At 66.6% G+C, this 25,413-nt stretch carries 17 protein-coding genes; 10 read left to right on the top strand and 7 right to left on the bottom strand.

Translation table 11 applies throughout. The features are described from left to right. Nucleotides 1-77 precede the first annotated feature (77 nt). From IEX43_RS04560 to IEX43_RS04540, 5 genes are all read right to left on the bottom strand, one after another. Nucleotides 78-6,191, bottom strand: coding sequence for an Ig-like domain-containing protein (locus tag IEX43_RS04560; RefSeq protein WP_188809274.1), 6,114 nt, complete (start codon nt 6,189-6,191; stop codon nt 78-80). 318 nt (nt 6,192-6,509) lie between these two features. Continuing rightward, complete coding sequence (locus IEX43_RS04555) at nt 6,510-7,634, bottom strand: adenylate/guanylate cyclase domain-containing protein (RefSeq protein ID WP_188809273.1); 1,125 nt, start codon at nt 7,632-7,634, stop codon at nt 6,510-6,512. Then, complete coding sequence (locus tag IEX43_RS04550) at nt 7,624-8,223, bottom strand: PH domain-containing protein (protein ID WP_188809272.1); 600 nt, start codon at nt 8,221-8,223, stop codon at nt 7,624-7,626. Before IEX43_RS04550 ends, IEX43_RS04555 begins: the two co-directional genes overlap by 11 nt. Beyond that, the gene (locus IEX43_RS04545) at nt 8,216-9,124 is read right to left on the bottom strand and encodes a biotin--[acetyl-CoA-carboxylase] ligase (RefSeq protein WP_188809271.1); all 909 of its coding nucleotides are present in this window, start codon (nt 9,122-9,124) and stop codon (nt 8,216-8,218) included. Before IEX43_RS04545 ends, IEX43_RS04550 begins: the two co-directional genes overlap by 8 nt. Nucleotides 9,125-9,199: 75 nt before the next feature. After that, entirely contained in the window at nt 9,200-10,087 is an 888-nt protein-coding gene (locus IEX43_RS04540; protein WP_188809270.1) for an SDR family oxidoreductase, read from the bottom strand. A 220-nt stretch (nt 10,088-10,307) separates the two neighbouring features. Here IEX43_RS04540 and IEX43_RS04535 point away from each other — a divergent pair, with 220 nt between their 5' ends. The 4 genes from IEX43_RS04535 to IEX43_RS04520 all read left to right on the top strand — a co-directional run bounded on the left by IEX43_RS04535 (nt 10,308) and on the right by IEX43_RS04520 (nt 15,667). After that, nucleotides 10,308-11,891 carry an acyl-CoA carboxylase subunit beta gene (locus IEX43_RS04535; protein ID WP_066274540.1) on the top strand — a complete coding sequence of 528 codons (1,584 nt, stop codon included), beginning with the start codon at nt 10,308-10,310 and terminating at the stop codon, nt 11,889-11,891. Beyond that, nucleotides 11,888-12,124 (top strand): acyl-CoA carboxylase subunit epsilon, encoded by a 237-nt coding sequence (locus tag IEX43_RS04530; protein ID WP_188809269.1) that lies wholly within the window; start codon nt 11,888-11,890, stop codon nt 12,122-12,124. The genes IEX43_RS04535 and IEX43_RS04530 overlap by 4 nt, the downstream gene beginning before the upstream one ends. Before the next feature lie 69 nt (nt 12,125-12,193). Then, a complete protein-coding gene (locus IEX43_RS04525; protein ID WP_188809268.1) occupies nt 12,194-13,876 on the top strand; it encodes a DUF885 domain-containing protein in 1,683 nt (560 codons plus the stop codon). Nucleotides 13,877-14,227: 351 nt separating this feature from the next. Continuing rightward, nucleotides 14,228-15,667, top strand: a complete 1,440-nt coding sequence (locus IEX43_RS04520) for a dicarboxylate/amino acid:cation symporter (RefSeq protein WP_188809267.1) — start codon at nt 14,228-14,230, stop codon at nt 15,665-15,667. Between the two features lie 114 nt (nt 15,668-15,781). Here IEX43_RS04520 and IEX43_RS04515 read toward each other — a convergent pair whose 3' ends face one another. Beyond that, the gene (locus IEX43_RS04515) at nt 15,782-16,345 is read right to left on the bottom strand and encodes a hypothetical protein (protein WP_188809266.1); all 564 of its coding nucleotides are present in this window, start codon (nt 16,343-16,345) and stop codon (nt 15,782-15,784) included. A gap of 163 nt (nt 16,346-16,508) precedes the next feature. Here IEX43_RS04515 and IEX43_RS04510 point away from each other — a divergent pair, with 163 nt between their 5' ends. The 6 genes from IEX43_RS04510 (at nt 16,509) to IEX43_RS04485 (ending at nt 23,610) form a co-directional block, all read left to right on the top strand. Continuing rightward, nucleotides 16,509-17,213, top strand: a complete 705-nt coding sequence (locus IEX43_RS04510) for a TetR/AcrR family transcriptional regulator (protein ID WP_188809265.1) — start codon at nt 16,509-16,511, stop codon at nt 17,211-17,213. An 18-nt stretch (nt 17,214-17,231) separates the two neighbouring features. Next, the gene (locus IEX43_RS04505) at nt 17,232-19,772 is read left to right on the top strand and encodes an MMPL family transporter (protein ID WP_188809264.1); all 2,541 of its coding nucleotides are present in this window, start codon (nt 17,232-17,234) and stop codon (nt 19,770-19,772) included. 9 nt (nt 19,773-19,781) lie between these two features. Next, nucleotides 19,782-20,426 (top strand): Maf family protein, encoded by a 645-nt coding sequence (locus IEX43_RS04500; RefSeq protein ID WP_188809263.1) that lies wholly within the window; start codon nt 19,782-19,784, stop codon nt 20,424-20,426. A gap of 153 nt (nt 20,427-20,579) precedes the next feature. Continuing rightward, on the top strand, nt 20,580-22,394 hold the full coding sequence (locus IEX43_RS04495; protein ID WP_188809262.1) for an acetyl/propionyl/methylcrotonyl-CoA carboxylase subunit alpha: 1,815 nt from the start codon (nt 20,580-20,582) through the stop codon (nt 22,392-22,394). Nucleotides 22,395-22,409: 15 nt separating this feature from the next. Next, on the top strand, nt 22,410-22,847 hold the full coding sequence (locus IEX43_RS04490) for a YybH family protein (protein WP_188809261.1): 438 nt from the start codon (nt 22,410-22,412) through the stop codon (nt 22,845-22,847). 31 nt (nt 22,848-22,878) lie between these two features. Further along, on the top strand, nt 22,879-23,610 hold the full coding sequence (locus IEX43_RS04485) for a glutamine amidotransferase (protein ID WP_188809260.1): 732 nt from the start codon (nt 22,879-22,881) through the stop codon (nt 23,608-23,610). Nucleotides 23,611-23,762: 152 nt separating this feature from the next. On the opposite strand, the gene IEX43_RS04480 is transcribed toward IEX43_RS04485, so the two are convergent. Next, nucleotides 23,763-25,175: an MFS transporter gene (locus tag IEX43_RS04480; protein WP_188809259.1), complete on the bottom strand. Its 1,413-nt coding sequence runs from the start codon at nt 25,173-25,175 to the stop codon at nt 23,763-23,765. Nucleotides 25,176-25,413: the final 238 nt, after the last annotated feature.

Raw genomic sequence — 25,413 nt, 5'->3', positions numbered from 1 at the left:
CTTCCTTCTCAGTTCTGTGTCTCTTGGACGGGCTGCCGGATCCACCGCTCCTGGCGGTGGACCCCGACGAGGTCTATCTACTTGCGGGGCATTCTGTCCGGCGGGTTACAGCCGAGCGAGACGGTGTCGCACCGGGCATAGTTGCCGGCCGCTTCCCCCGTGGAGAGGTGGTACCAGATTCCGCTGGGGTTGTTCGAAGTCTTGTACCAGACCACGTAGAAATCTGCCTGGGCAACCCGTCCCGAATTGAACCAGATGCCGGGGCTGATGCATTGGTCGGGGTTCGTGTTCCTGTAGCTGTCCGTACCGTACCGCGGCTCCGTGCATGTCCGGACGGGAGCGGTGACACTCCAGGAACTGGGCGGCGGCGGAGTCGGGTCGGCACCGGACCTGGACGTCACAGGTCCGCCAATTGCACCGTTGACGGCTGTCACGGCACGCACGCGAAGCTGGCGGGGTTGGTCCCAGCCGCCCGCGGACCGGTCGTACTTCGTGGCCTTGCCTACGTTGATCCAGCCGCCTCCCTCGTAGCTGACCTCGTAATGGCTCAGGGGCCGGCCGTTAGTGTTGGGGTTGTTCCAGGTCCAGTGGACGTCGCCGTCGCCCTTGGCGGACGTGCCGCCGTCGATATTGGGCGCGTTCGCAGGTCCGTAGGGGTTGCCGGCGCCAATCGCCTGTGCATCACCCGAGATGTTGTTCCTGGTGGACGTGGCAATGATGTTGATGGTGATGTTCTGTCCGTTGGGCAGGCCGTTGATGTTGCCGCCAGGCGCGTTGATCGGCCCGGACTGCCCGGTTGATGCGCGGTAGGAGTAGGCAATCTCACTGGCGGTGGAGCCGTTGCGCTGGGCCTCGGTGAGCGGCGTGAACGTGACCTGGAGCTGACCGCTGTTCCCGGTGTCGGCGACGGTACCGCCGCTGACCTGCCCGGGCTTCCCGGAAGCCCGAATGGCGGCCGACTGGGCACTCGTACCGCTGGTGCCCGCCTTGTTCGTGGCGGACACGGTAAAGGTGTAGTTCGTTTCGGAGTTGTCCACGGTCACGTTCTGCGATGTACCGGTGACCTGCTGGCTGGCCACCACGGCACCGCCCTGGAGGGTGGTCAGGGTGTAGGCCGAGATGGCGTCGCCGTTGTTGTTCGGCGCCGTCCAGCTCACCTTCAGCTGGCTTTGCGAACCCACGGAACCCGCCTGCGCCGCAGATGGTGCAGCAGGGGTGGCAGGGACGCCGGCAGGCACTTCGGCCGCCGAGTACGGGCTCCATTCGGACGGTTCCTTTGCATCATTGCGCGCCAGGACCCGGACCTTGTAGGAGACGCCGTTCTGCAGTCCCTTCCAGACATAACTGACCGCTGTCAGGTTCTGGATCTGGGCGTTCTGCCCGGCGGGAGGGGGTGAAATCTCCAGGTCATAGGACTTCACCGGCGAGCCCTTGCTTGCAGGGGCGGACCAGTTGATGGACAGTTCCTTGTCGCCGAACTTCATCGCCGGCGCCAGCGGGGTGTCGGGCTTCACGTCAGGACGCACCTCGGCGGAGGCCGGTGACCGGTCCGACTCGCCAAACTCGTTGGTGGCCGAGACCTGGAAGTGGTACTTGGTGTTGTTGACCAGCCCGTTGAGCGTGCAGGTGTTGGCCGGGCAGTCCTGCTGGAATCCGCCTTCGCCGTACACGGTGTACTTGGTGATGGGCGAGCCGCGGTCCGCGGGCGCCGTCCAGTTCAGGAGCGCCGTCTGGTCCCCTACGCTCTGCGCCTGCGGGGTGGTGGGCGCCTGGGGCTTGTCCTTGACGGTGAGGCGGACGCGGGCTGTTGCCTGGCGGGAGGGATCCTCCGTTTTGTCCGCCACGGTGTAGGACACCACCATGGTGCCGGTGAAGCCCGGCGCAGGCGTGACGGTGATGGAATCGCCATTGACGTCCACGTTGCCGCTGCCGGTTTCCGCAGCGGCCGCAATGATCTTCAGCGCGGTTTCCGGGAATGGGTTGGCGTCGTTGGCCAGCACATTGACCGTCACGGGCTTGCCCGCGGCAACGTTGTCCTGCACGTCGTCGTTGGCCACCGGCTTCGGCCGGTTGGAGGCGGTCACCTTCAGCTGGTACGTGGCGGTGGCTTCGAGCCCGCGGGGATCCTTCGCCTTGACCTGGACGGCCGAGGTGGTTCCTGAGCCGCTTGAGTCGGCCGCAGAGACCTTGAGGGTCCTGCCGTCGATGCTGGCGTTGAACCCGGCAGGCGCCCCGCCCACCAGTTCGTACTTCATCTTTTCGACGTCGTCCGCGTCCGGGTCCGAGGTCAGCTTGCCCAGGTCGGTGCTGGCGGAGTCGCCCTTGGGCACGTCAACGTTTGCGCCCAGCAGCTCCGGCGGATTGTTCTTGTTGGGGTCGGGCAGGACCTTGGTGCGGATGCTGAGGGTGGACTTGAGGCCTTCGGGGTCGTCCGGGCCGGTCCCGTCCGTGACCTCAAAGGTGAGCGAGCCGGGACCCACGTAGTCGGTTCCTGCCGTGTACTTCAGGCCCGTGCCGTCGCCGATGACGGGGTTGCCGCCGTCGGCGCCGATGAGCTTGATGCGGTCGGTCTGGGTGAGCCGCGGCGAGCGGCCTTCACGCACCTTGACCCACTCGTCGAGGTCAACGTCCACGGACTGGCCGGCGACGACCTCGATGACTTCGTCCTTGGCCAGGGTGGGCACCTGCTGGCCAAGGCCGGGCACCCAAATCACCGCCGTCGACTGCTGGCCGTCAACATCCTCCACGTTGTACGGGATGAGCTGCGGCTGTTCCGTCAGGTCGACAATCATGGTGCCGTCTGCGCCCGGCCGGGCGGTGGTGGCCTCGGTGCTGACCTTGAGGTTTTCCCCGACTCCGTCGGGGTCCTCGTCGTTCTTCAGGACGGGGACATCCACGGCGGTCTTCCCCATGGTCTGGGCGGAGGTGACCCGGTCATCACGGGCGACGGGCGCCTTGAGGGGCACCTCGTTGTCCACCACCACGCGGATGGTGGCCTGTGCGGTGGCGTCCCGGTCGTCGGCGATGGTGTAGCGGACGTTGACGGTCCCGGCCTCTTCCGGCGCCAGCAGGATAATCCGGCCGCTGGTTTTGCTCACCGTGGCCTGCAGCGCTGCGTCGGCTTCGATGCCATCGCTGAGGATGCGGATGAGGTCGCCGTCGGGGTCGGTGTCGTTGCCGGTGGCGTCGACGGCGATCTGGCGGCCCGGGCGGACCCTCACCTCATCATCCACGGGAGTGGGTTTCTGGTTGACCTCCCCGCGCGGCGCAATGCCCACGGTGACGGTGCCAGTGTTCACGGCGCCCTGCCGGTCCACCACCTTATAGCGGAACGTATCGGTTCCGGCGCCGTCACCGGCAGCCGTGAAGTCGATGAAGTTGCTGCCCACGGAAGCCGTTCCCATCGACGGCGTACTGTCGATGCCGGTCAGCTGGACCGAATCGCCGTCCGGATCGATGCCGTCCAGCGGGACGGGAATGCGCACCGTGCCGGCGGCCACCACACGGGCGGTCAGGTTGCGCGGCTGCGGGCGCGAGTTTTCGGCACCTTCCAGCGGAAGGATGTGAATGGTCACCGCGGCGGCGCTCTTCTGGCCCTGAGGGTCCACGGCGTTATAGATGGCGCGGACCGTCTTGGGCTGCGGGCCGGCTATGAACCTCAGGGTGTTCTCTGAGACGAAGCTCTTTCCGTCCACGGGATCCACGCCCTGCGGCAGGACAGGATCCACCGTGAGTTCCTGGCCCTGCGGGTGGGTGTCGTTCTCGAGGACAGGGATGGTGACGACGTCGTTGACACGGACGTTGACCTCGTCCGGTTTGGGCTGGGGTGCTTCCACGACGGCGGGCGCCGGCACGGGGACCACGGAGACGCTGCCCGTGGCCGATTTCTTCCCGTTGGACATGGTGTATTCGAAGAGGATCGGGTCCTTGGTGCCCAGGATGTCGGTGATGCGCAGGACACCATGGTTGATCACGCTGACGGACGCGGTCGAGTTTTCGGGCAATTTAACGGACTGCAGCACCAGGACACCGCCGGAGGGGTCGGAGTCATTGGCCAGCGGGTCCAGCAGCACGCTGCCGCCGGTTGGCATGAGCGCCACGTCGTGGACGGCGACGGGGTCACCGGCCTCGTCCCCGGATTCCACGTCAACGCGGATGAGCCCCTGGCTGCTTTGCGGGCCGTTGCTGGCGATGTACGTCAGGTAGACCGGGCCGGGGGTGGTGCTGCGGAACGTGAAGGTGCCGCCGTCGGTCACGGGACCCAGCTCGGCGGGGCCGTTGGCCTCCACCTGTGCCAAACGGAGGGCTCCGCCGTTGGGGTCCACGTCGTTCTTCAGCGGAGAGATGACAAGGTCCTGGCCCACCACGGCAGTGACGTGGTCGGCGTTGACCACCGGTGCAAGGGCTCCCGGCGGCTGGACGTTGACCACGACTTTCCCGGTGACGGTGTCCCGGCCGTCCCAGATGGTGACTTCCACGGTCTTCTTGCCGGCAGTCGCGCCGGAGTCCTGGAAGGTGAGCAGGCCGTCACGGCGGACCTTCACCTGGTCCTGGTCGTTGTCCGCCTTGGCGTCGAGGAGCACCAGATCGTCGCCGTCGGGATCGATCCAGTCCGTGAGGATGTTCTGGCTGACTGTCTTGCCCTGTTCCACCAGCATGGTGGTGGTGTTGTCGCCGCGCTTGAACTGCGGAGGTTTGTTCTCGTCGGGCCCAACCACGCTGAGCGTGACCTGCCCGCCGGCGGAGAGGCCTCGGCCGTCGGAGGCGCTGTAGCTGAACGTTTCGGTGCCGGGTTTCGCGTCGGCGGGAACGGAGATCTGGAAGGCGGTGCCGCCGTAGATATTTTGGAGGCTTCCGGCCTGGGGTCCGGAGTCCCCTACGGCTGCGGTGAGCACGTCGCCATCGGGGTCCGAATCGTTGTCCAGGACGCTGAGGATGGTGGTGCGGCCGGGGCGCACGCCGACGGCGTCGGGCTTGGTTTCCGGCGGACGGTTGGGTTTGGTGCGGTCCGGGAGGACGTTGATGGTGTTGTTGTCTGCGGACTCCTGGTCCTGCTCGTCGGACTCGTTCTTGGGCGGGACGACGTCGTCCCAGTTGTTGACCAGTTGCATGTTCTGGTTGACCAGCCACACGTTGCCGGAGTTCACGTCGTTCAGGACCACCAGGTCACGGTTCACCCGGAACACGTACGACGGCGATGCGCTCGCCTTGGGCACGTCCACGTTCTTATCGTCACCATCGTTTACGCAGTCCCGAACATACTTGTTCGCCCCCGACCACGCCGCATGCACACACCCGCCCAACTGGACGGGGGCAGCCGGCACACCCTCGCCGTCGAACGTCACGGTCTTCGCCGTGGACCCGTCCAGCGGCTGCTTCAGCAGCGCCTTGGGCGTTGAAACCGCCACGAAATCACTGTCCGGCCCGCCCTGCTGCAACTTCGCATCCCGCGCGTTCTCCACCTGCAGCCGCTTTCCCCCGGGCAGGAACAACCTCCCCGCCGCCGCATCGAGAAGCACCGGTTTGTCCCCCACCACCGTGATCTGGAGGTCCCCTGCACCTTTAAGATCAGCCCAGGTCTCCGACTCCGAGGACGTTACTTCCCCGTTTGCGTCAACACCGGTGACCGTCACCCCGCCGGATTTGGGATCCGCCGAATAGATCCGGTCATCCTCCCCCACCGCCGAGACAATGCCCTCCGAGCCCACCATGACGGGCTCGGATGCTTCCTCGTCAAAACCGTTAACCGTGGACGGAGACACCGCCCACACCTTGCCCGACGCCGCGTCCGTCACCGAGATCACCTCGGACCCGAAACTCACATCCGCGGACCCAGGCAGCTGCTTGTCCCCGCCCAGCCGCATGTTCGCCGGCGACACCTGGTTCAACGTTGACCCGGTCTCATCATCAACGAACACATCCCCCGCGTCCTGCAGGATGTCAAACGTCGTGGACGCCGGCGTCACCGCCCCGTCAAGGACCCGGGAGGGATAATTCAACCGGCCCACTGCGTTCTTGGACTTGGACACCACCCACACGCCGCCGTCGTTCAATTCCACCTCGGTGGTTTTGAACCCCGGATACAGAATTGCCCCCGTCACCACAACAGCAACAGCGGCACTGAAAGCAGTGCCCGTCACCATTTTTTTGTGGCGCCGATTCAGTCCAAGTTTCCCCAGCAGACTTGTCACAGCTTGATATCCCCTGAAATTACCGCTGCCGCAGGCAGCTGCCCGGCCGGGACTCGCCCGGACCTTGATGTTGTGCTGCTCCTGGCAGGAAGCAGCTGAGACCTGACAAAAATAAGGACACCCGGCCACGCTTGGCGCCGAGTGCCGGCAAGGTAACTTGCCCGGTGGCAAGCATACCCACGGCCGCATGTGGCCGCGATGGGGAGCCCTGCCCACGGCAGGGCTCCGTCCTTTGCCGCCGCACCGACTATATCGTGATTGACCAACAACTGGAGAAACTATTTTGGGCTGGTCATTCCACCTGAGGAATCAGGCGTCCTAGTCCAGCACAAGCCCCTTGCCAAGCCCGCGCCCCAAACGCACCGGGCGGATCTCGCCGAAGCCGCGGACGTTTTCGGGCGGCTGTGGCTCCAGCACGAAGCGTTCGTCATGCTCCAGGGCCGAGGCCGTCATCGAGTCCACCAGCACAGTCCCGGGGTCGGCCAGGGTGGTAAGCCGGGCCGCCAGGTTCACCGTGGGACCGTAGATGTCCCCAAGCCTGGACAGGATCCTTCCCCACACCATGGCCACCCGCGCTTCGGGAAGGATTTCGTCCTCCGTGAAGGCCTGGGCCAGGGCGAGGGAGATCTCAGCGCCGGCAGCGGGGGTTTCTGCGATGTACAGGACTTCGTCCCCCACTGTTTTCACCAGCCGGCCGCCGCCTACGGAGATGATTTCGGCGCACTTGTTCTCGAAGCGCTGGACCAGCCGGGCGAGGGTTTTTTCGTTCATGCGCCGGGACAGGCTGGTGTAGGAGACCAGGTCCGCGAAGCCGACGGCGCGTGCCAGCGGCAGCGGCGCGTCGTCCTCGTCGCCTTCCCGGCCTTCCTCGCTGGCCTGGAGCCCGGCCTCGGCCCGGACGGCGAGCCGCTGCACTCCGGCGTTGAGCTGGCGCCGCCAGGAGTACACCAGTACTTCTTCGAGGGCGTCCACCAGCGCGGGCAGTTCGTTGACGAGCCGCTTGCGCGCCACGGCGTCCGTGACCCCTTGCTCGTGGACCATGTCCTCCACCAGGGCTTCGATCTGCCACACCACCATCCGGTCCGTCATCTGCCCGATGGAGCGGGTGACGGAGATCGCGGCCTCCTCCGTCAGCTTGCCGGAGCGCACCAGGTCCACCACGGTGGACAGGGCGGCCTGGTCACGCTCGGTGAAGGCGACGTCCTCGTCGCCGAAGTTGGGAAAGCCCAGGGCGCGCCACAGCTTGCGGGCGGACAGCAGGGACAGCCCTGCGCCGGCGGCGACTTCACGACGGCGGAGCTTGCGTTCTCCGCCGAGCAGCCGGGCTTCCAGCGCTTTCATGGCAAGCCGTTCAGCTGACATGGTGCCCGTGGCGGGGTGGGCGTCCGTCGCGGGCGGTGGCTTGATGGAGTCCACGCGTTCCTGCTGGTCCTCATCGTTCATCCCGTCCACCTTCTCTCAGTTCCCATGGCAATGCTCCGGCAGGGTAATCCAACGCCCCGCCGGACTGGCCGTCGCGTTCGTCGGGCATTTCCTCGAGGGCGTCAAGGATGAAATCCCGGAACCTGGCAACCTCCGGCACATCCCGGAAAGTCACTACGCCCTGGTACCCGGTTTCCAAGGATATATTCCCCGAGCGCAACAGGCGCTGAAGTACCGACTCGTGGACAGTCAGGTGGCGCACCGATGCAAGGTTTACTTGCTGGTCCTGCCGCCGCACCAGGCCGGACCTGGAAATGAGCCTCCGGCTGGTGAGCGTATACCGGGTGCCCTGCCACCGCAGCAGCCGGGGCAGGCAGTAACCCAGCCAGACGCCGGCCGCGGCCAGGATGCATCCGGCCACCAGCGCCGGCGTCCACCGCGCCTCGAGGCCGGGGATGACCCTCGCTGCTTCCCCGCGGACCACCCATGCGGCAGCAAAGGCGGCAAGTGCCGGTGAGAGTATGAAGGCTCCGGCTGCCCCCGCCAGCTTCCTCGGCTGCGGGCGGGTGGTGACAATCACCTGCTCGCCCGGGACGAGGTCTTTACGCATATCCGCCCTGGCCGGACGCATCCGGGGAGGTCCACGGACGCAGGTGCACCACATCGCCGGCGGTCACCACGTGCTCGCGGGACTCACGGTCAACCACCAGCAGTGAGCCGTACTCGTCGAGCCGGGATGCGTGGCCAATGATCTCGTGGTCGCCGGGGAGCTGCGCCCGCACCTGTTTTCCCAGCGTCGTCATGACGGCCTCCACCCTCTTATGCAGCGACGGGCCGCCGGCCAGGCCCGCTGCGGGATCCCCGTCGGCATTGCAGAAGCTGCGGTAGAGCACGGCAAAGTGCGAGAGGTAGCTCTTCAGCAACTTGGTCCGGTCCGCGGTCCGCGGCGCCTCCAGGACCACGGACGTGGCGGTAGGCACGGGGAGTTCCTCTTCCCGGAGGGTGACGTTCAGGCCGGTTCCGAGGATGACGGGCGGCACCGAGCCGTCCACCATGGGACCCAGCTGGGCCAGGATTCCGGCAATTTTCTTTCCGCGCACCAGGACGTCGTTGGGCCATTTCAGCTCCGCGGGCAGGCCGGCAGTCTCCAGCAGGGTTTCGCGCAGCGCCAGCGCTCCGATAAGGGACAGCCAGGAATAGCTTTGGGTAGGGAGCGGCCTGCCTTCCGCGTTCGCGGGCCTCAGGACCACCGAAACGGAGACGGAACTCAGGGGCGGCGCCTCCCAGTGCCTGTCCAGGCGGCCCCGGGCCGCCGTCTGGTATTCCGCCGTCAGCACCGACATGTCCGGCCACGCCGAGGGCTCCACGGTCACCGACCGGAGCAGGTCCGCGTTGGTGGACCCGGTGGAGTCCACCACCTCGAGCCGTGCGATGCCGGTGGCGGACAGGAAATCCTGGTCCGCGAGCTCGCTCCGGTTCAGCGGCGTACCGGGGGCATGTGCGTCATCCATACCTAAACTGTACCGACCCGGCCCGGTCCCGGCTGCCCGCCGTCGGTGGACCTGCGGGACCCACGGGGGGCCGGGCTACAGGAAAATATCCGGCACCAGGCGGTCTTCCGGAGCCCCCAGGCTGTACGGCCGGAAATCAGTGACTCCAGCGGCCGTGAGCACTGCCTCGTCCGTGTAAAAATTTCCGCTGGGCCGGCTGCCGTTTTCCAGGTTGCTGCCGGTGAGCACGGCGTGGGCCGCGTCCGCCATGATCTCCGGGCCGCGTGCTGCCTGGGCAATGCTCTCCCCGTGGGGCATGTTCCTGATGGCCGCCGTATCAATCAGGGTGCACGGCCACAGCGAATTCACCCGGATGCCGTCCGCCTTCAGTTCCTCGGCGAGCCCAAGGGTTGTCAGGCTCATGCCGTACTTGGCCATGGTGTAGGCCAGGTGTTTTCCCGCCCACTGCGGATCGAGGTTCAGGGGAGGCGAGAGCGTGAGGATGTGCGCGCTGTCCGATGACCGCAGCGCCGGCAGCGCCAGCTTGGACAGCAGGAACGTCCCGCGGACATTGATGTCCTGCATGAGGTCGTACTTTTTCATGTCCACGTCATCGGTGCGGGAGAGGTCGATGGCGGACGCGTTGTTGATGACGGCATCGACTCCGCCAAAGTTCTCCACCGCCGAGGAGACGGCGCGGGCCACATCGTCATCGTTGCGGACATCCCCCACCAGGGGAAGGGCCTGCCCGCCGGCGTCTTCGATCTCCCGGGCGGCGGTGTAGACGGTCCCGGCGAGTTTGGGATGCGGCTCTCCGGTCTTGGCCATCAGGACGATGTTGGCGCCGTCCCTGGCCGCCCGGAGGGCAATTGCCAGGCCGATGCCGCGGCTTCCGCCGGAGAGCAAGAGGGTCCGTCCGCGGAGGGAGCCGGCGGCCCGGTAGGGGCCTGCGGGGGCGTGCAAAGCGTCATTGCTCGAAGTCATGGCACCACTCTAACCCAGCTAAGTTACCGATGAGTAACATGACATTGCTGGTGACGGCGGCGCAGAAAATTGTAGGTTCCCTACAGCTGCGGCGGCCGGACGCGTCACTAGACTTGCCAGCAGGGTTCGTCTTTTGTGTGGAAGCTACTTAACCCCGCACAACAGCCGGCCAGTAACTCAGCACCACAGAATCAATCTGCTACAGAGCCGGAGACACTTGATGAGCCACGATCTGACAACGACAGCGGGAAAGATCGCCGATTTCCGCGACCGCCAGGCGCGTGCCGAACAGCCCTCCGGCCCCGAAGCCATCGAAAAGCAGCATGCGCGGGGCAAAAACACCGCCCGGGAACGCATCGGTCTCCTGCTGGATGAAGACTCCTTCGTGGAGTTCGACGCCCTGGCCGTGCACCGCTCCACCGCGTTCGGCATGGAGAAGAAGAAGCCGCTGGGCGACGGCCTGGTTTCCGGCTACGGCACCGTGGACGGCCGCCTGGTGGCCGTCTACAGCCAGGACTTCTCCGTCTATGGCGGCTCGCTCAGCCAGGTCAACGGCGAAAAAATCGTCAAGGTGCAGGAGTTTGCGCTGCGCAACGGCTGCCCCGTCGTCGGCATCCTTGACGGCGGCGGAGCCCGCATCCAGGAAGGCGTGGCCTCCCTGGCGATGTTCGCGGACATCTTCCGCAACAACGTCCACGCCTCCGGCGTCGTCCCGCAGATCTCCCTGATCATGGGCCCCTCAGCGGGCGGGGCCGCCTACTCCCCCGCCCTCACCGACTACGTGGTGATGGTGGACAAGACCTCCCACATGTTCATCACCGGCCCGGACGTCATCAAGACGGTGACCGGCGAGGACGTTGACATGGAAACCCTCGGCGGCGCCCGGCAGCACAACGCCACCACAGGAACGTCCACCTACCTCGCCTCCGACGAAGGGGATGCCATCGAGTTCGTCCGCGAACTGCTGGACTTCCTGCCGTCCAACAACCTGTCCGAGGCGCCCGTCCTGGAGCACACCCAGGAACTGGAACTCGACGACGACGACCTCGCCCTGGACGCGCTCATCCCCGACTCCGCCAACCAGCCCTACGACATGCGCACGGTGGTTGAGCAGATCGTGGACGACGGACACTTCCTGGAAATGCAGGCCCTGTACGCGCCAAACGTCATGATCGGCTACGGCCGGGTGGAAGGCCACACGGTGGGCATCGTTGCCAACCAGCCCCTGCAGTTCGCCGGCACCCTGGACATCGCGGCGTCGGAAAAGGCGGCCCGGTTCGTCCGGCACTGCGACGCGTTCAACATTCCCATCATTACCCTGGTGGACGTCCCCGGCTTCCTGCCCGGCAAGGACCAGGAATTCCAGGGCATCATCCGCCGCGGCGCCAAGCTCCTGTACGCCTACGCCGAGGCCACTGTTCCCAAGCTCACCGTGATTACCCGCAAGGCCTACGGCGGCGCCTACATCGTGATGGGCTCCAAGAAGCTCGGCGCCGACCTGAACCTGGCCTGGCCCACCGCCCAGATCGGCGTCATGGGCGCCCAGGGCGCCGTCAACATCCTGTACCGGCGCGACCTCGCCGCAGTGGCGGAGGCCGGAGGCGACGTCGAGGCGCGGCGCGCCGAGGTGATCCGGCAGTACGAGGAGGAGCTCCTCAACCCCTACCAGGCGGCGGAACTCGGGTACGTTGACGCCGTCATCGCCCCCTCCGAAACCCGGCTGCAGATCATCAGGGGCCTGCGCGCCCTGCGCGACAAGCGCGCAAGCCTCCCCACCAAAAAGCATGGGAACATCCCGCTGTGAGCCCCACCGAGCCTGCTGACGATAGCAATGCACCCGCCGTGCCCCTGCTCTCTGTGGTGAAGGGGCAGCCGACAGCCGAGGAGCTGGCGGCGCTCACCGCCGTCGTGCTCTCCCTTGGCGGCGTCCAGCACACCGGGACGGACAAGCCGCCGGTCCGGCACTGGGTCCGCCGCCAGCGGCTGAGGCTGGATCCCACCCCGGGTCCCGGCGCGTGGAAGCGGAGCCGCGGCTAGAGGGGCTTGCCGCACGCTCCGGCGGCGTGGGCCTGTTCGGAAAAGCCGCAGCGCCGTTAGTCTCTGAGGGTGACTACAGACACCTCTCCTGCCGCCCGCCCGCATACCCGTATCGACGCCGTCGCAGATGACTACACCGACACCCTGATCAGGCTGAATCCGTCCTTCGCCACCACCCTCGGCGTTCCCGGGCACGAAACCGAATACCAGGACTTCTCCCCCGCCGGCATCGCCGAATTCGCCGAGGCCGCACGCAAGGCGCTGACCGACCTCGAAGGCCTCGAGCCGGAGGACGATGTTGACGCCGTCACACTCGACGCCATGCAGGAGCGGCTGGGCCTGCAGCTGCTGATCCACGCCTCGGGCTGGGATTACGCCGACCTGAACAACATCGCCTCCCCGGCCCAGGACATCCGCGCCATCTTCGACCTCATGCCGACGGAGACCGTGCAGGACTGGCAGCACATTGCCGGCCGCGCGTCCAACGTTCCCGCAGCCATCGCCGGCTACACCGAATCCCTGCGGCAGGCGAAAGACGCCGGCCGGGTTGCCGCGGTGCGCCAGGTCAGGATCGTCATTGAGCAGGTCACGAAGTACGCCGCCGGGGACGGCTTCTTTGCGAAGCTCGCGGCAGGGGCAGCCACGGCCGCCGGGCCGCTGCCAGCCGCCGTCCAGGAAGAGCTCGACGCCGGCGCTGCCGCAGCCCGGGCAGCATACGCCGGGCTGGCGGAGTTCCTTCGCGCGGAGCTGCTGCCCGCCGCGCCCGAGAAGGACGCCGTGGGCCGGGCCCGCTACGCCCTCGCCTCCCGCTCGTTCCTTGGCGCGACGGTTGACCTGGAAGAGACCTACGCCTGGGGCGTGGAGGAACTGGACAGGCTCATCGCCCGGCAGGAACAGGTGGCGGACACCATCAAGGCCGGCGCCACCATCGCCGAGGCCAAGGAAATCCTGAACAACGATCCCGCGCGCCAGCTGAAAGGAAAGGAGGCGCTGCGGGCATGGATGCAGGAGCTCTCGGACAAAGCCGTGGCCGAACTCGCCGGCGTCCACTTCGACATCCCGGACGTCATGAAGAAGCTGGAATGCCTGATCGCCCCCACCGACGAAGGCGGCATCTACTACACCGGCCCCTCGGATGACTTCAGCCGCCCCGGCCGCATGTGGTGGTCCGTCCCCGCCGGCGAGGACACTTTCACCACCTGGGCCGAAACCACCACCGTCTACCACGAGGGCGTGCCGGGCCACCACCTCCAGGTGGCCACCGCCACCTACCGCCGCGAACTGCTGAACAAGTGGCGGCGCAACGTCTGCTGGACCTCCGGCCACGGCGAAGGCTGGGCGCTGTACGCCGAAAACCTCATGCAGGAACTGGGCTACCTGAACGATCCCGGCGACCACATGGGCATGCTGGACATGCAACGGATGCGGGCCGCCCGCGTGGTGTTCGACATCGGCGTCCACCTTGAGCTGGAGGTCCCCGAGCGCTGGGGCACCGGCACCTGGACCCCGGACAAAGGCTATGAATTCCTGAAGGAGAACCTGCCCATCAGCGAAGGACAACTCAAATTCGAGTTCATGCGCTACCTGGGCTGGCCGGGCCAGGCGCCGTCCTACAAGGTGGGCCAGCGGCTCTGGGAACAAATCCGCGCCGAACTCGAAGCCCGCCCCGGTTTTGACCTCAAAGAGTTCCACACAAGGGCACTCAACATCGGCTCCGTCGGCCTTGACACCCTAAGGCGCGCACTGCTCTGAGTTTTACTGAATGGGCCCACGCCGGCAGGGTTCCCTGGCCGAGCTTGCGAGGCTAGGGAGCCGGTGGGGAGCGCGCTGCCGGATGCCTGTCGCCCGCTCCCCCCAGGCGCGGCGCCACGGGCGCCTTCCGAAAGCGTGCGTCAGAGCGACGAAGGAGCAGCACGCGTGGAAGGCGGCTGTGTCGGCGTGCCAAACGCGAGAGATATGCCACACCCGGGCAGGGAATAAGTAACATGGCCGCTGCACTCCCTTGATTCCACGGGGTTGATTCGCTCCGGCGGAAACTCGGGGCGCGTAATATTTCTCAATGTTCGTTCGCCGTGATATGTGCGGTGGCCCTAGCGTAGTCGGGTGAGCACTCAGACAAGCACCCCCTCCCCCGCAGGAAAGACCGGCTTCCAGCTGCCCAAATGGGCTGGCTCGTTCGGCTTCCAGATCATCGCCGCCCTCATCGTCGGCCTCGGCCTCGGCCTGCTGGCCAAGTACACCGGCAGCACCAAAGCCAGCCCCAACGCCCTTGGCGCCACGCTGCAGACCATCGGCTCCAGCTACGTGTCACTGCTGCAGACCGCCGTCGTACCCCTGATCTTCACCGCAGTGGTCAGCTCCATCTCGAACCTGCGCCAGGTCTCCAACGCCGCCAAGCTCGCCTGGAACACCCTGCTGTGGTTTGCCATCACCTCCCTGATCGCCGTACTGATCGGCATCGGCCTCGGTGTCCTGCTGCAGCCCGGCGCCAACACCGGCATCTCAGAGGAAGCCAAGTACTCCGGCAAGTCCGGTGACTGGTGGGCTTTCCTGGTGGGCCTGTTCCCCAAGAACTTCCTGGGACTGGGCGCCAGCTCCACCGTTGCCGAATCCGGCGCGGTCACCACCTCCGTCAGCTTCAACGTGCTCCAGATCCTCGTGATCGCCATCGCCGTCGGTGTTGCCGCGCTCAAGGTGGGCAAGGCTGCCGAACCCTTCCTGAGCCTGAACGCTTCGGCGCTGGCCGTCATCCAGAAGGTGCTGTGGTGGATCATCCGGATCGCCCCGCTGGGCACCGTGGGCCTCATCGGCAACGCCGTTGCCGTCTACGGCTGGGACACAATCGGTTCCCTGGGCAAGTTCACCTTCGCCATCTACGTGGGCCTGGCCCTGGTCATCTTCGCGGTGTACCCCATCCTGGTCCGCGCCCACGGCCTCTCGGTCAAGCAGTACTTCTCCGGCGTGTGGCCCGCCGTCCAGCTGGCCTTCGTCTCCCGCTCCTCCGTGGGCACCCTGCCCCTGACCCAGCGCGTCACCGAACGCAGCCTGGGCGTCCCCCGCGCCTACGCGTCCTTCGCCGTGCCGCTGGGCGCCACCACCAAGATGGACGGCTGCGCCGCGATCTACCCCGCGATCTCCGCCATCTTCGTGGCCCAGTTCTTCGGCATCCAGCTGGACTTCACCCAGTACCTGCTGATCGCCCTGGTCTCCGTGCTGGGTTCCGCCGCCACGGCCGGCACCACGGGCGCCGTGGTGATGCTCACGCTGACGCTGTCCACGCTGGGACTGCCGCTGGCCGGCGTCGGCCTGCTCCTGGCCATCGACCCGATCCTGGACATGGGACGCACCGCCGTGAACGTGGCCGGCCAGGCCCTGGTCCCCACCATCGTGGCCAAGCGCCAGGGCATCCTGGACGAGCAGCTGTACAACGCGCCCCGCAACGGCACGCCGTTTGTTGACGACAGCCTCGACGCTGACGCCGCTTCCCACGACGGGACCACCACGGACACCGCTCCTCGCCACCTGGAGGATGCGAAGGCCTAAGCGCCCCTGCTCACCCATCACGAAAGAAGTCCCCGGGAACTGGACCGTTCCCGGGGACTTCTTTCTGTGTGAAGCGCCAACTCTGTCTAAGGCGCTATCCAGCAGGGACTGTGATCAGTGCCCGCCGCCGATCACCCCGCTCTCCACCGCCTTGGTGACGGCATCTGCCTCGGCCTGGGTCAGTTTTCCGTCCGCGACGGCCTGGTCCAGCCGGGTCTTCAGGCCCGCCGCCTTCTCTGCCTGCCGTTCGCTGCGGAGCTCCTCCAGCGCCGTGGTGACCGCGGATTCCTCGATGCCAAGCGATTCAGCCAGCGACTTCGCAAGGGCGGCCTCGCGGGCAGCTGCATCAGGCTTCTCCCCCTCCGCCGGAGGACCGGCGGGCTTGCTGGCCTCGCGGAAGGCCTGTAGGGCGTCGGTCACCTTTGCTTCCTCAACGCCCAGCTTCTCCGCCAGTCCGGACGCCTGTGCAATCCCACGCTCACCGCCCCGGCCGCCGTGCTTGCCCATGCCGCCGCCGGGAACGGTACTGGTGCTGGCATCTGCCGATGCGCTCGAGCTCGCGCTGGGGGTGGGAGCGGGTGTCGTGGTGGCGGAGGCCATGCCGGCAACGCCGATTCCGGCGGCAAGGGCCAACGCCGTGGCTGACAGGCCGAGGGTCATTTTCTTTGTGCGTGACATTTCTTGTCTCCTGGTACTGCCGTCCGGGACGGCTGCTGATCCTGAGTCCTTTTCGGGACATTTCCAGCATCGGCAAGCAACTCATGGAAGAGCTGTTGGGAACCTTTCATTCTCCTGTGAAAGTAAGTTGCCCAGAGTGCAAACTTGCACGTAGTGTAAAAGCGTGACGATTTCCGCAGACCCCACCCCGCCGGAAGACCCTGATCAGGCACCCGCGCCGACATCCCGGCGGGAGCTGAATAAAGCCGCCACCCGCCAGGCCATTACAGACGCCGCATTGGCCCTCCTTCGCACCAGCGGGCCCGGGAACTTCACCGTAGAGGACATCGCAGACGCCGCCGGAATTTCACGCCGGACCTTCTTCAATTACTTCGGCAGCACCGACGCTGCACTGGCCTCCGTCACCCACGGCTTCCTGGACAACGCCATCCAGCAGTTCAAACTCCGGCCCGCGGACGAACCCGTCCTCCAGTCCGCCCAAGAGGCGCTGATGGCCCTTGCGGACCCGATGACGGTGGCCCCGCTGGCCGAGCTGTTCACGCTGACCCAGCAGAGCAGCCTGATGTCCCATTCCGAACTGGAAGCCTGGGACCACTGCCGGGAACAGATCACAGAAGTAGCCCGCGGGCGTGCGGCCGCAACACCTGGCGCAGTCGATGAGCTCTACCTCCGTGCCCTGGCGGGGTCCGTGATTTCCTGCGGCAAGGCCGCCATGGAGGTCTGGTTCTCCCGCCGCGGGGCGGACCTCTCCCCCGCGTCCCTTGCCGAGCTCCGGCACCTCCTGATCGACGCCATGGCCCTGCTCGGCTCCGGTTTCACCACGGGCACCTCGCCCGCACCCTCATCCTCAGCCTCCCGTCCCTCCTGATCAGATCGGTCACCTCACATGGCACTGTTCCTTTACCGCCTGGGCAAGTTTTCCTACCGCCGGCGCTGGCTGGTCATCTCCCTCTGGCTTGCCGCCCTGCTGGCCGTAGGCGGTGCCGCCGCAGCGTTCCACGGGACACTGTCCAACAATTTCCAGATTCCCGGCACGGAGACGCAGCGGATCGCGGACAAGCTGAAGGAAGAGCTGCCCTCAGCTTCCGGAGGCACCGCCACCATCGTCTTTGAAGCTCCCGACGGCGGCTTTACCGCCGAGAGCCGGACCGCCGTCACGGATTCCCTCAAGGAACTTGAAGCCATTCCGGACGTCCGCGGCACCGTGGATCCCTTCGCCACGCAGGCCCAGGTGGACCAAGCGGGACAGGCCATTGCCGACGGCGAGCAGCAGCTTGCCGCCGGCCAGGCCCAGCTGGACGCCTCCCGCGCCCAGCTCGAAGCCGGCCAGGCACAGCTGGCCGCAGCAGAGCAGCAGCTTTCGGCTGCCGGCGCCCCTGCCGCGCTCATCGAGGCCCAGCTCGGCCAGCAAAAGGCCACACTGGCCGAGGGCCAGGCAAGGCTCGAGGCAGGCGTCCAGGAGCTGGAGTCCAGCAAGGCAAAGCTCGAGCTCGGCAAGCGCCAGGCAGCAGCGTCCTCGGCCATTCGGTTCGTGTCCGAAGACGGCCGCGCAGCCGTGGCCCAGGTGCAGTTCAACACCTCCATCAACGGCCTGAGCCCCGAGGTCCGCCAACAGGTCCAGGACATCGCCCACGAAACATCCCGCGCAGGCGTCACCGCCTACGCCAGCAAGGAAATCACCGAGGACATCTCCGAACTTTTCGGCGCCGCTGAGATCATCGGCATTGCGGTCGCGGCCCTGGTCCTGATCCTGATGCTGGGCACGCTGGTTGCCGCCGGGCTGCCGCTGCTGATGGCCGTAGTGGGCGTCGGCGTGGGGGTCGGCATCACGTTCGCGCTGTCCGGCCTCTTCGACATGAGCTCCATCTCCCCGATGCTTGCCCTCATGCTTGGCCTGGCCGTGGGCATCGACTACTCACTCTTCATCGTCAACCGCCACCGGACCCAGCTCCTTGCCGGGATGGACCCGGAGGAATCCGTGGCCCGGGCCACCGGCACCTCAGGCAACGCCGTGGTTTTCGCCGGCCTGACCGTCATCATCGCGCTCGCCGCACTGGTGGTCCCCGGCCTGCCGTTCCTCACCGTCATGGGCCTGGCCGCGGCCGGCACGGTGGCCGTGGCCGTCCTGGTGGCCATCACCCTGACGCCCGCCATGCTGTCGCTGATCGGCCGCCGCATCATTTCCCGGCGGGCCTGGGCCAAGGCCGATGCCCACAACGCCGAGCCCGGCCACGAAGCAGCCGATGAAGCCAGGGACCGCGAGCGCAGCACCCGCGGCTGGGGCGGCCTGGTCACCCGGCACCCCATCCTGGCCCTCCTGGCCGGCGTGCTCCTCCTGGGCACCCTCGCGCTGCCGGCCACCCAGCTGCAGCTCGCACTGCCCGACGGCGGCTCCGAACCCGTGGACTCCGAGGCCTACCAGGCGTACGACCTCACGGCGCGCAGCTTCGGCGAGGGCGTCACTGGCCCCATCGTCGCCGTGGGCGAGTTCCCGGCCGGCCTCGATGAAGCCCAGGCACAGACCCTGCAGTACGACGTCGCCGACAAGCTCCGCGCCGTGGACAACGTGGTGGCCGCTGTACCGGTTGCCCTCAGCGGGGACCGCCGGACCGCCGTTTTCCAGGTCATCCCCGAGGAAGGCCCGGCCAGCGCCAGCACCGTCAACGTGGTGTCCGAACTCCGCGGCCTCAATGATGAAATCCAGTCCGAGCACGGGGTGGCGATGGGCCTGACCGGCCAGACGGCCGGCAACATCGACGTCTCCACCAAGCTGGGTGACGCCCTCCCGCCCTACCTGGCCATCGTCGTCGGGCTGTCCCTGATCCTGCTGCTGCTGGTGTTCCGCTCCATCGTGGTGCCGCTGCTGGCCACGGGCGGTTTCCTCCTCTCGCTCGCCGCAGCGTTCGGCGCCGTGGTTGCCGTGTACCAGTGGGGCTGGCTCGGCGGCGTGTTCGACGTCGCCAACCCCGGCGCCGTGCTGAGTTTCCTGCCCATCATCCTGATCGGTGTGCTGTTCGGCCTGGCCATGGACTACCAGGTGTTCATCGCCTCGGGCATGCGGGAGGCCTACATGCACGGTTCCACCGCCAAGGAAGCCGTCCGGGTAGGCTTCCGCCACGCGGCCGCTGTGGTGACCGCCGCCGCGATCATCATGGTCAGCGTGTTCGCCGGCTTCATCTTCAGCCACCTCACCATGGTCCGGCCGCTCGGCTTCGCCATGGCGTTCGGGGTACTCCTGGACGCCTTCGTGGTGCGCATGACCATCGTCCCGGCCGTGATGTACCTGCTGGGCGAAAGGTCCTGGTGGCTGCCCCGGTGGCTGGACCGGATCCTGCCTGACGTGGACGTGGAGGGCGCCAAGCTCAACCGGACCGGGGCGGCACCGGCGCACGGGGAACTGGTCCACCAGGCCGGACCGGTCAATTAGGCTGGATTTGTGGTCCGCCTGATTCTTGCATCCCAGTCCCCCGCCCGCACCAAGCTCCTGGCCGAGGCCGGCATCCGGCACTCCATCCTGGTGTCCGACGTGGACGAGGACGCCGTCCAGGCCCGCTACGGCGTCACCGACCCGCACGACACCGCCCTGCTGCTGGCCCGCGCCAAGGCGGAGGCGGTGGCGGCGCTTCCGGAAGCTGAGGGCGCACTGGTCCTGGGCTGCGACTCTGTGTTCGAGTTCGACGGCGAGGCGCACGGCAAGCCGTACACCGCCGATGTCGCCCGCGAGCGCATGCTGCGGATGAGCGGCAACACCGGGGTCCTGCATACGGGCCATTGGCTGGTGGACTGCCGGGACACCCATTCCGACGACGACGGCGAAGGTTCGGGCACCGGCGCCACCCTCGGGACGGTGGCCTCGGCCGAGGTCGCCTTCCTGGAGATGGACCCGGCAGAAATAGATGCCTACATCGCCACGGGCGAGCCGCTGCACTGTGCCGGTTCCTTCACCATCGACGGCCTGGGCGGGGCGTTCATCCGGAAGGTCGACGGCGACCCGCACACCGTCGTCGGACTTTCCGTCTCCACTCTCCGCGGCCTGCTTGCCGCCGCGAACGTGCGCATCACCGACCTCTGGCACAGCTGACGGCACCTGCACCGCCTGCAACAAAGCGCCGCAATTGGCAAGGTCTTGTAGCTTCCCTACAAAGCTCGGCCGGTTTACACGCGGATTCCGCAAGTAATATCGGCGGAACCCTCAAAACCGCGCTAGGCTCCCTGAAGGAAAGAAGGAGACGCCTTGTCAGCAAATTTGGAGCAGTCCGCAGGAACCACGCAGTCGACCCTCACAAAGGTGCTGATCGCCAACCGCGGTGAGATCGCCGTCCGCATCATCCGGGCCGCCCGCGACGAAGGCATCGCCTCAGTGGCCGTCTACGCAGACCCGGACCGCGACGCCCTGCACGTCCGCCTCGCTGACGAAGCCTACGCCCTGGGCGGCAACACCGCGGCCGAGTCCTACCTGGTCATGGATAAAATCATCGACGCCGCCCGCCAGTCCGGCGCCGACGCCATCCACCCCGGCTACGGCTTCCTGGCCGAAAATGCCGAGTTCGCCGCGAAGGTGATCGCCGCCGGCATCACCTGGATCGGCCCCTCCCCCGAAGCCATCTCCGCCCTCGGCGACAAGGTCCAGGCCCGCCACATCGCGGAAAAGGTTGGCGCCCCGCAGGTCCCCGGCACCGCTGACCCGGTGGAATCGGCCGAGGAAATCCTCGAGTTCGTGGACCGGCACGGCCTGCCCGTGGCCATCAAGGCTGCTTTCGGCGGCGGCGGACGCGGCATCAAGGTGGCCCGCACCCGCGAGGAAATCCCCGAACTGTTCGAATCCGCCGTGCGGGAGGCCACCGCCGCCTTCGGCCGCGGCGAGTGCTTCATCGAGCGCTTCCTGGACGCTCCCCGGCACGTCGAGACCCAGTGCCTGGCGGACGCCCACGGCAACGTGGTGGTGGTTTCCACGCGTGACTGCTCGCTCCAGCGCCGCAACCAGAAGCTCGTCGAGGAAGCCCCGGCGCCGTTCCTCACCGAAGAGCAGAACCGCCGGCTCTACGAGTCCTCCAAGGCGATTCTCAAGGAGGCAGGCTACCTGGGTGCCGGCACCTGCGAATTCCTGGTGGGCCAGGACGGCACCATCTCCTTCCTGGAAGTGAACACCCGCCTACAGGTGGAGCACTGCGTCTCCGAGGAAGTCACCGGGATCGACCTGGTGCGCGAGCAGTTCCGGCTGGCCCGCGGCGAAGAGCTTGGTTACGGCGACCCCGAGGTGCGCGGGCACTCCTTCGAATTCCGCATCACCGGCGAGGACCCGGGCCGCAACTTCATGCCTGCCCCCGGCACCATTCGCGTGCTGAAGAACCCCACCGGCCCGGGAGTCCGGATCGACTCCGGCGTTGAACAGGGTGACGAGATCAGCGGCAACTTCGACTCCATGCTTTCCAAGCTGATCGTCACCGGAGCAGACCGCCCCCAGGCCCTGCAGCGTGCCCGCCGCGCGCTTGAGGAAATGGTGGTGGAGGGCATCCCCACGGTTATCCCGTTCGACCTCGCGGTGGTGTCCGATCCTGCGTTCGCTCCGGCCGAGGGCCCGTTCACGGTCCACACCCGGTGGATCGAAACAGAGTTCGTCAACAACCTCCCGGCCTGGACTCCGGACGGCTCCGCCGATGCCGACGCCGTGGCGGAAGATCGCCAGCGCGTGGTGGTCGAAGTGGGCGGCAAGCGCCTGGAAGTGGTCCTGCCCGCGTCCATGGGTTCCCTGGGAACGGGCGGGGCGGCGGCAGCGAAGCCGGCAAAGTCGAAGAAGCGCTCCCGCTCCGGCGGTCCTGCAGCGGCCACCGGCAATGCCCTGACGTCCCCCATGCAGGGAACCATCGTCAAGGTTGCCGTGGCCAACGGCGACGTCGTCTCCGAAGGCGACCTGGTGGTGGTCCTCGAGGCGATGAAGATGGAGCAGCCGCTGACGGCGCACCGCGCCGGAATCGTCATCGGGCTGGAGGCGTCCTCCGGTGAAACAGTCTCTGCCGGCGCCATCATCGCCATGATCGAAGACCAGTAAGCGCCGGAGGCACCCATGCTCGCACCCAGTTTCCAGGAAGAAGTGGGCAGGTACCACCTGGCCGTCCCCGAAATTACCCGGGGCAATCCCGAGCCCGTCAAGGAACTCTATTCCCGGCTGGACGACGTCACGCTGGCCAACCCCTTTGGCGGGATCGCCCGCGGCTGGGCGCAGGTGGAGGCGAGGCTGGACCAGGCTGCCCGGCAGTTCCAGGACGGCGAGATGCTGGGGTTCGACACCATCACGTCCTACACCGCACGGGACACCGCCTACCTGGTGGAGACCGAACACTTCCGTGCCCGCCTGGACGGGAGTGCCGTGGAGGAGTTTGCGCTCCGGGTCACCAGCATCTTCCGGCGCGAGGAAGGCTACTGGAAGCTCGTGCACCGGCACGCGGACCCTGCCGCGCGCCCGCAGTCGCGCCGCTCCCTCACCCAGCCCCCGCCTAGCTGACAGCTCCGGCCCAAACCGGCACACTTAGCAGATGCTGCCTTTCCTGCTCCTGGCCTCCCGGGCCGAGGACGCTGCCGCCGACGACGAATACGACGCCTACCTGCGCTATGGCGGTCTGGAAGAGCGGGAACTGCGCCGCGTCAGGCTCGAGGCTGCCCCGCTGCCGGACCTGGACCTCGCGGACTACTCGGGGGTCATTGTTGGCGGAAGCCCCTTCACCTCCAGCGATCCGGCGAAAGAGAAATCAGCCGTCCAGCACCGGGTGGAACGTGAACTGTCCGGGCTGCTGGACGGGCTGGTGGCCCGGGATTTCCCGTTCCTGGGCGCCTGCTACGGCGTGGGCACCCTCGGAACGCACCAGGGCGCCGTTATCGACAGGACCTATGGTGAACCGCTGGGCGGAGTGGAGATAGAACTCACGGACGCGGGACTCGAGGACCCGGTCCTGAAGGGGATGCCGCGCAGCTTTACCGCCTTCACCGGCCACAAGGAGGCCTGCACCGCCCTGCCGCCGCACGCCGTGCTGCTTGCGCGCTCCGAAGCCTGCCCGGTGCACATGTTCCGCATCCGGACGAACCTGTACGCCACGCAGTTCCACCCCGAACTGGATGTGGACGGGCTCATCACCCGCATCGACATCTACCGCAACGCCGGCTACTTCCCGCCCGAATCGGCTGAGGACCTGATGGAGAACGCCCGGCAGTTCACCGTCACCGAACCCATGAAGGTGCTCCGGAACTTCGTGGACCGCTACGCCCGGTGACGCCGCGGGCGGCCCCGGAGCGCCGCCGTCGTACGTTCCCGCCCAACTGCTCCGGCCCCGGACGCAGAAGTGCCCGGCGCACTCCCCTTGTTGACGGGGAACGCACCGGGCACCGCAGCCACGAACCGGGCTGGAACGTACAGTCCGTTTTCCTAGGCCACGTTGTTCTCGTAGTCGGTGTCTTTCGTTTCGCGGGTGATCCACAAGGCGATGAACGTCAACACTGCGGCGGCGGCCATATAGAGGCCCACGAGCCAGGTGCCTCCGCCTGCGGCCTGCCACAGGGCAATGGCGACGAACGACGCCGGAGCCGCACCGATCACGCTGGACAGGTTGTAGGCGACAGCCGAGCCGGTGTAACGGACATTCGCCGGGAACAGCTCCGGCAGGATGGCGGCCATCGGTCCAAACGTCAGCCCCATCAGAGTGAAGCCCACGATGAGTCCGATGATGGCTGCACCTGTACCCGGGCCGAACATGGTGAACCAGAGCAGCCCGAAGACGAAGATCCCTGCCGTGACAGAGAGCAGGAACTTGCGGCGGCCCCACTTCTCGGCCAGAGGGCCTGAGACAAGGGTGAAGATGCCGAAGAAGACGACGCCAAGGATCAGCATCCAGAGGAAGTCACCGCGGGGAATGCCGAGTCCCGGGACGAACGCCGCGATTTCCGCTGCTGACATCGGCTTTCCTGCCTTCTCAGCGGCAGCCTGTGCCGCTTCCACGCTGGCAGGCTTGGTGCCGTAGGTCAGGGTGAAGGAGGTCATCACATAGAACAGGACGTAGGTGGCGAACATGATGAAGGTTCCGGCCACTACAGGGCGCCAGTGGTTCTTGAAGGTGGCCGCAAAGGGCACCTTGGCAACCTTCTCTTCGGTCAGGACCTTCTGGAAGGAGAGGCTTTCAACGAGCTTCAGCCGGACGTAGAGTCCCACGATGACCAGAACCGCGCTCAGGAGGAACGGGACGCGCCAGCCCCATTCGAGGAACGCCTCAGGAGACAGGGCAAAGTTGAGCCAGATGAACAGCAGGTTGGCGAGAATGAATCCGATGGGCGCGCCAAGCTGCGGGAATGTCCCGTAGACGGCCCGCTTGCCCTTCGGGGCGTTTTCCGTGGCCAGCAACGCAGCACCGGACCATTCCCCGCCCAGGGCAAGGCCCTGGGCAAACCGGAGGACCACAAGCATCAGGGGCGCCAGGACAGCCCAGCCGGGCAACGATGCCGTGGGAAGCAGGCCGATGAGGAAGGTCGCAATACCCATGGTCAGCAGCGATGCAACCAGGGTGCCCTTGCGGCCGAACTTGTCACCGAAGTGGCCGAAAAGTACGGAGCCCACGGGACGGGCGATGAAGGCCACACCGAAGATGGCAAAAGAGCTCAACAAAGCGTTGATCTCGGTGGCCTGAGGAAAGAAGAGCCGCGGAAAGACCAGTACGGACGCTGTGGCGTAAATGTAGAAATCGTAAAACTCGATCGTGGTGCCGATAAGGCTGGCGAAAATAACCTTGCCCTTGGAGTTCAACGGCTTGGCGGCCCCAGGCTCCGTGGACGTTTCAGTGGATGACATAGGTAAACGCTTTCGTGAGGACCGGCCGGACCCGGGGTAAGGGAACGGCTCGAAATAATCAGAGTTCAATATTAGTTCCCTCCGTCCAGTCAATGGACGAAAGGTCCAGCATGCGGACTTGTGGGGTGTGTCTCACTGCGTGGTCCACACCGCCCGCCTCACACCCGGCAAGGCGGGCCGATAGGCAAATGTCACAGCGCGTTAACACATGGCGTCCGTCCACGAAACGCGGCTTCCC

Origin of the sequence: Pseudarthrobacter polychromogenes (assembly GCF_014644495.1) — a bacterium.
Classification (GTDB): domain Bacteria; phylum Actinomycetota; class Actinomycetes; order Actinomycetales; family Micrococcaceae; genus Arthrobacter; species Arthrobacter polychromogenes.
The sequence above is the reverse complement of the archived record's forward strand: the minus strand, read 5'-3'. Positions and strand labels throughout refer to the sequence as shown.